This window comes from Streptomyces sp. NPDC004658 (assembly GCF_040609555.1).
Taxonomy (GTDB): domain Bacteria; phylum Actinomycetota; class Actinomycetes; order Streptomycetales; family Streptomycetaceae; genus Streptomyces.
This window is the reverse complement of sequence record NZ_JBEXKG010000274.1, coordinates 1-5,745: the sequence shown is the minus strand read 5'-3', so window position 1 is coordinate 5,745 and position 5,745 is coordinate 1. Positions and strand designations below refer to the sequence as shown.

Genomic DNA, 5,745 nt, shown 5'->3' with positions numbered 1-5,745 from the left:
GTCGGGCTCGCCGCCGGCCGGGGCCGGCACCTCGACCAGCCCGTCCCGCGCGCGCGGCAGCTCCGGGTGGAACACGACGTGACGCGGGGTCAGCCGTTCCGGCAGCACGGCGCGGACGTGGGCGCGCAGCTGCGCCGGGGTCACCCCGTGTCCCGCGGCCGGCTGGACGTGGGCGGTCAGCGACCCGTCCGGCGAGCCGGTCACGGCCACGGCGGCCACGGCGGGGTGGTTCGCCAGCCGTTCCCGGGCCGCCAGGTGGTCGACCGGTCCCAGGGCGTCCCGCACCGGCGCGTCGATCCGGCCCCGGACCAGCAGCGCACCGTCCGGCAGCGCACACCCGGACAGCCCCGTGCGCCTGCCGCGGCGGACGCGCTCGGCGAAGCCCTCACCGGGCTCCTCGGCGCCGAGTTCCACGATCTCCCCGGGCATGCCCACGAGCACGGGAGCACCCGCCGCGTCCACCACGGCCACCGGACGGTCGAAGTGCCGGGGCGCGTCGCCCCCGCACGCCAGCGTCCGCGGGACGGACCGGGCGAAGGCCAGCGCCTCGGCGCTCGCCAGCGGCCCGGCGCCCGTGGCAGCGAGGGTCCGGTCCGGGGCCTCGGCGGTACGGCACAGCAGGTGTGCCCACAGATCGAGGATGCGCGCGGCCTGCCGCGCGCTGTACACGCCTCCGTCGTGCTCGCAGGTCAGCGTGAGGCCGGCACCGCTGTTGTCGACGTGCAGGGTGAACTCGAAGTCACTGGTCCACCCGGTGACGGGGGCCCGGCGCACCGTCAGACCGGGGCCCGCGTCGAACCGGTCACCGGATCCGGTGCCGGCGTCGCCGGGCTCGTCCAGCGTGAAGATCACGGTGAACAGGGGAGTACGTCCCCCGCCCCGAGCGGTCGGCGCGAGCCCCACCATCTCGTCGAACGGGGTGGCGCGGTGCCGCATCGCCTCCAGGACCGTCTCCCGCACGCTCCCCAGCAGCGCGCTGAACGGCTCGCTGCCGCGCAACTCGGCGACGATAGGCACGGTGTTGAGGAACGGTCCGACGACCCCGCCCAGGGACGGATGGTCGCGGACCGCGACCGGGGTGCCCAGCGAGACCCTGGTCATGCCGGTCAGCCGGTGCAGCAGCTCGGCCGCGGTGGCCAGGGTGAGCGTGAACATCGTGGCGCCCTGGTCAGCGGCGACCCGGCGCAGGGCCTGCGCGGTGGCGGTGTCGAGGGTGTGGCTGGTGCGCACCGTGGCGCCTGGCGGGAGCCCGCGCTCGCCGTCGGCGGGCAGCAGCGGGAAGGGCAGCGGCTCGGCCAGCACCCGCCGCCAGTACGCGCGGTCGGCCTCGCGCTCGGGGTCCGACTGCCGCGCGAGCTGCCAGGCCACGTAGTCCAGGTAGCCGGCCTGCGGTGCCGCCGGGGCCGGGGTGCCGGTGCGCCGCGCGCGGATCCGGTCGAACAGACGCCCCATCAGGATGGTCGCGGACTCTCCGTCGCACGCGATGTGGTGGACCGTGACGATGAGCAGGTGCTCCGCCTCACCGGTGCGTGCCACGACGACGCGGAGCGGGGGTTCCCGGGTGAGGTCGAAGGGCCGGTGCAGCTCCCGTGCCGTCAGTTCCGCCGGGGTGGGGGCACCGGGTCCGCGCGCGTCGACGAAGGAGACGGCCGGCGCGGTCACGGGCTCGATCCGCTGGCGGGGCTCCGTTCCGTCCGGGACGACACGCAGGCGCAGCGCGTCGCTGACCTCCAGTTCGGCCGCCAGCGCCGCCGTGACGTCCTCGTGCGCGAGGTCGCCGTGCAGCAGCACGGCCTCCGTCAGGTGGTACACCCCACGCCGCTCCGGGTCGATCCGCTCATCGAGCCACATCCGGCGCTGGGCCGGCAGCAGGGGGTAGACCGGGTCCGTGGCGGCGGGCAGCTTCTCCGGCGTGCCCGGCGGGACGGGACCCGGCCCGCCCGCGGCGTCCAGCCGCTCGGTCAGGCCCCGGACGGTCGGAGCGTCGAAGACGTCGCTGATGTCGAGCAGCAGACCGGTCCGCTCGCTGATCCGGTCCACCAGGTCCACCGCCAGCAGGCTGTGCCCGCCCAGCAGGAAGAAGTCGTCGTCGCGTCCGGCGTCCGGTGCGCCGAGCACCTCGCGGAACACCTCCGCCACGGTCTCCTCCAGGCCGCCCGGTTCCACGGTGCCGTCCCGTGGCTCGCCCGCAGCTTCGGGGGCGCGTGGCGCCGGCCGCGGGGCGAGGTCGTCCGCCGCACGCCGGGTCAGGGCTTCGCGGTCGACCTTGTTGCTGACCAGCCGGGGCAGCGCGGGCACGCGGACGAGGCGGGAGGGCACCATCTGCCGGGGCAGCGACCGCCGCAGCGCGTCCACGAGTCCTTCCTCGGACACCGATCCGGCCACGTAGCCGACGAGGGTGTCACGGCCGTCCGGCGCCGGTGCGGCCACCACGGCCGCCTCGGTCACCCCCGGCCGGCCGAGCAGCACGGACTCGACCTCGCCGACCTCCACGCGGTAGCCGCGGATCTTCACCTGGCCGTCCCGGCGGCCGGCGAATTCGAGCATGCCGTCCGGCCGCCACCAGCCGCGGTCCCCGGTCCGGTACCACCGGCCGCCCGGCGCGGCCGGATCGTCCAGGAACGCCTGGGCGGTCGCGTCCGGCCGGTCCAGGTAGCCGTCGGCCAGTCCGGTCCCGGACAGCCGGATCTCGCCGAGGAAACCGGCCGGGAGCGGCTTGCCGGAGTGCTCCGCGACGACCGCGACGACGGTGTTGTCGATCGGATGGCCGATGGGGTGCCCGGGACCGGCGCCGGGGTGGTGGTCGAAGGCGGTGGCGCCGACCGAGTTCTCCGTCGGGCCGTACTCGTTGACCAGCCGGGTGCCCGGGAGCACGGCGTGGTGGTGCTCGACCAGCCCCGGGGGCACGGCCTCGCCGGCGACCGTCACCAGACGCGGCCGGTGCCCGGCCCCGGCCAGTCGGTCCACGAGCACCTGGTACAGACTCGGCACCAGGGTGAGATGGCTGATCCCGTGCCGTGCGGCGAGCCGGGCGAGCAGAGCCGGGTCCGGTGCGCCGTCGGGCGCGAGCACGATCAGCCCGCCGGCGGCGAGCACCGAGAACACGTCGGAGACGGAGCTGTCGAAGGCCAGCGAGGGGATCTGCAGGAGCCGGGTTCCGGGGCCCAGCTCGTGGTAGCGGTGCTTCCAGGCCAGGTACCCGGTGATCGCCCGGTGACGGACGACGACGCCCTTGGGCCGGCCCGTGGAGCCGGAGGTGTAGATGACGTACGCGCGGTCCTCCGGCCGGGGGCCCCGCTCCGGAGCCCCGTCCGGGGTGTCCCCGCCCGCCGCGGTCAGCGCGGTCGCCGTCAGCGCCACCGTGCCGGCGGGGCAGTGGGCGAGCAGCGCACGGTGTTCGTCCTCCACCACGATCACACGGCATCCCGCGTCGGCCACGACGGCCCCGAGCCGCTCCGCGGGCGTGCGCGGATCGAGGGGCACATAAGCCGCTCCGGCCCGCAGGATGCCCAGGATCGCCGGGACCGCGGCGGGCGACTTCCCGGTGAGCACCGCGACGTGGTCGCCCGGCCGGACCCCGCCGCGGCCCAGCGCCGCGCACACACGGGCCGCGGCCGACCACAACTGCCCGTAGGTGAGGGTGACGTCGCCGACCCGGATCGCGGGGGAGTCCGGCGCGGAGCGCACCGAGGCCCGGACGAGGTCCACCAGGGTCCCCGGCTCGGCGGGGCGGTACCGGGCGGCGCCGTGCGCGGCCACCGCGTCGAGGTCCTCCGGCGCGGCCAGGTCGATGTCCGCCGTGCGCCGGGCCGGGTCGGCGCACGCGGTCACCGCGGCCACGACCGACCGGAGGAACACCTGGAGGAACCAGGGCTCCACCACACCGGCGTCCGCGTCGGCGTGCAGCACCGGCCCCCCGGTCGCGGCGTCCGGCAGGATCGTCAGCCGCAGCGCGGCGCGCGCGTCGGGGGAGTCCGGGTGCGGGGCGCACCGCAGCACGACCGTGCCCGCCATGGACTCCTCGTCCGCGCCGGCCTGTGCGGACACGGCCGAGCCGTCCACCTGGCGCAGCAGGTCGCCGACCGTCTCGGCGGCGTCCAGGTCGAGGGCGCAGCGCACCGGCCCGCAGGGGCCGACGACGTTCAGCACGGGGGTCCGGGTGTCCTCCGCGGCGCCGAGGACGAAGGCCACGGCGGCGGCCGGCACCGACCACGCGCCGAGCGGCCCGTCCGCGTCCCGCGCCGACGCCGGTCCGCCTCTGTCCCGCGCCGCCGGACCGGGCAGCGCGACGCGCGCGGTGACGCGGCCCGTCGCAGCCGTCCGTGCCGACGTCAGCCGGGGGGACAGGGGCGTGGCCGCGCCCAGGACGGTCGGCCCGTACACATCGGTGCTCATCGCAGCCGGCTCCCGTTCAGCGGTTCCCGCGGGAGCGCCGCCAACCGTCCGACCGCAACGGCGATCTCGTCGGCCAGGTCGGCGGCGGTCTCCCGCTCTGCCAGATGGGTGTCGTAGGTCAGTTCCAGCTCCAGGCCGTCGCCGTGCCGGTGGGCGTAGATCCACACGTCGGCGTCGGCCGGCGCCGTCGGGGCCGGAAGCACGGCACTGTTCAGGCCGCTCGCCATGCCGGTGCCGTCCTCCCAGCTCACCCCGAGGTCGAACAGCAGGCCGTGGCCGGGCCGCGCCCGTACGCCGAGCCGGCGCAGGAGCACGTCGAACGGCAGCCTGACGTGCTCGTACGCCTCCAGTACGCGCTCCTGCACATGGCCGAGCACCGCCTCCGGGGTCATCGCGGGCTCCAGCGTCAGGCGCAGCGGGACCGCGTTGACGAAGCAGCCGATCATCCCGGCGGCGTCCGTGACGTGGCGCAGGCTCATCGGGCAGCCGATCACCAGGTCGCCGATGCCGGTGCGCCGGTGGACCGTCGTCGCCAGCGCGGCGACGACGGTCGCGAACGGCGATCCGGTGCCGTCCCGCTCCACCGCGACCTGGCGGCGCACCAGTCCGAGCGGTCCGCGCCGGCGCGGGCGCGGGCCGGGGAAGAGCGTCACGGGCTCCGGGAGGCCGGCGAGTCTGCCGCGCCAGAACTCCTCGGCCGCCCGTGCCTCCGCCCCGGCCAGCCACGACTGCTCGGCGAGCACCCAGGCGCGGTCGTCCCCGGCCGGCGGGGGCAGCAGCGGCTCACGGTCCGCCGCGGCCCGCTCGTAGGCGCGGTTCACATCGTCGAGGAAGACGCCGACGCTGGCGCCGTCGTACACCAGGTGGTGGGCGCACACGGCCAGCAGATCGCCGTCGGCGACCCCTCGCACCAGCCGCACCCGGAACAGCGGGGGCACGGTCAGGTCGAACGGGGTGTCGCGCAGATCGCGCAGGGCGTGACGGACCTCGTCGCTGTCGGCCGGGGTGCCGGGCGGGACGTCCACGACGGTGAGCGGGGTCGCGGGCAGCCGGTCGGCCGTGGTCTGGAGCAGCGCGGTACCCCGGCCGGTGACACCGGTGCGCAGCATGCCGTGCCGGGCGACCACCGCGTCCAGGGCCCGGCGCAGCAGGTCGTCGCGCATCCGCCGGCGAAGGGGCAGCACGTCGCAGATGAGCTGGGCCGATGAGGCGGCGCCGCGCGTGGCGAGCCAGATCCTGCGCTGCGCGTGGGACAGCGGGAAACCGCCCTCGTTCCGCCCCTCGTCCCGGGGCTGCGGCGGGGCCTCCGCAGCGGCCCCGGGCGCCGGGCGGGCCTGGTGCGGCCCGGCG

At 76.6% G+C, this 5,745-nt stretch carries 2 protein-coding genes; both read right to left on the bottom strand.

The genetic code is table 11. The features are described from left to right. Nucleotides 1-4,395, bottom strand: a 4,395-nt coding sequence (locus tag ABZV94_RS39575) for an amino acid adenylation domain-containing protein (RefSeq protein WP_356349601.1), incomplete at its 3' end; no start/stop codon positions are given. After that, on the bottom strand, nucleotides 4,392-5,745 hold a 1,354-nt coding region (locus tag ABZV94_RS39570; RefSeq protein ID WP_356349599.1), incomplete at its 5' end, for a condensation domain-containing protein. The genes ABZV94_RS39570 and ABZV94_RS39575, both read right to left, overlap by 4 nt.